We start from the raw sequence: 1,157 nt of genomic DNA, 5'->3' as shown, positions 1-1,157 counted from the left end.
AGGCGCCCGTTAGTCTTTGTTCACCTTATTTCTAGACAAAATAGAAGCCGAAGGCGATGATGGCGTAGGCGGCCAGCAACAAAGAGCCTTCCAACCAGTTAGACTCACCGTCCAGGCTGATGAACTGGGCGATTAGCACCGCCAGACCGATCGCCACAATCTCATAATAGTTAAAAACGATACTCATCGGCCGTCCCATGAATAAACCGATAAAAACCAGCAGGGGCGTTACCAGCAAGGCAATCTGAGTGCTTGATCCCACCGCAATCTCAAAGGCCAGGTCGATCTTGTTGCGCCAGGCCATAATGACAGCGGTAAAATGTTCGGCAGCATTGCCGATCAAAGGGATGATGATAATACCGATGAAAAACTCCGACCATCCCAACAGGGCTGTAACCGGTTCAATGGAACTGACCAGGAATTCACTCTCCAGCGCTATTAAAAGCGTGCTTAAGAACAGCATCCCCAGGGAGCGCGGCCGGCTCCATTTAATTTCCTCATCAATCGCGCACTGACGGTTGGTGCCGGTATGACGGAAGCTGAATACCAGGCCGGCTACATAGATCACGAACAGAATCCCCGCCACCACCAGGCTGTAATGCTCCAGCTTGGGCCCGGTTTCTCCATAGAGGAATACCGCCGGGATGGTCAGGGCAATGACCGATAAAAACATAAGACTGGTCTGATTGTTGATATGAACCCGGTCGAAATGCTGTATCCCGTTCTTCATGCCGCCCATGGCTATGGAAAGCCCCAGGACCAAAAGGATATTGCCCAGGATGCTGCCTGCCAGGGAGGCTTTTACCACCGCGAACAGGCCGGCTTTTAAGGCAAATATGGTAATCAGGAGTTCGGTGGCATTGCCAAAAGTGGCATTGAGCAGACCGCCGATCCTTTCACCGGTATAACAGGCCAGGTTTTCGGTAGCCTCGCCCATAAGCCCGGCCAGGGGTATGATAGCCGCCGCGGCACTGAAAAACAGGCCGATCTCATTGCCGCTGAATTTGAAGTAGCCGCTCAGAGCCAGCAAAGGAACTAACCAGTACAAGAAATTCCACATAGTATATCACCATATAGGAGTAATTTAGCCTGCATGGTGCAGGCCTGTGTATATATTATCATTTTGCCAGCATATTTATGATGATTTGTTATGAATG

The 1,157-nt window shown here is 50.6% G+C and carries 1 protein-coding gene; it reads right to left on the bottom strand.

The genetic code is table 11. From position 1 onward, the window contains the following. Positions 1–31: 31 nt before the first annotated feature. On the bottom strand, positions 32–1,060 hold the full coding sequence (gene cax, locus B2633_RS14455; protein ID WP_481038172.1) for a calcium/proton exchanger: 1,029 nt from the start codon (positions 1,058–1,060) through the stop codon (positions 32–34). Positions 1,061–1,157 lie beyond the last annotated feature (97 nt).

The organism is Syntrophomonas sp. UBA1041 (genome assembly GCF_002316705.1).
Taxonomy (GTDB): Bacteria; Bacillota; Syntrophomonadia; order Syntrophomonadales; family Syntrophomonadaceae; genus DTU019.
This window is presented reverse-complemented; position numbering and strand designations above follow the sequence as displayed.

Bases quoted from the DNA above. Each gene is read 5' to 3' on its own strand.
- cax (WP_481038172.1), bottom strand. From the start codon at position 1,060: ATGTGGAATTTCTTGTACTGGTTAGTTCCTTTGCTGGCTCTGAGCGGC.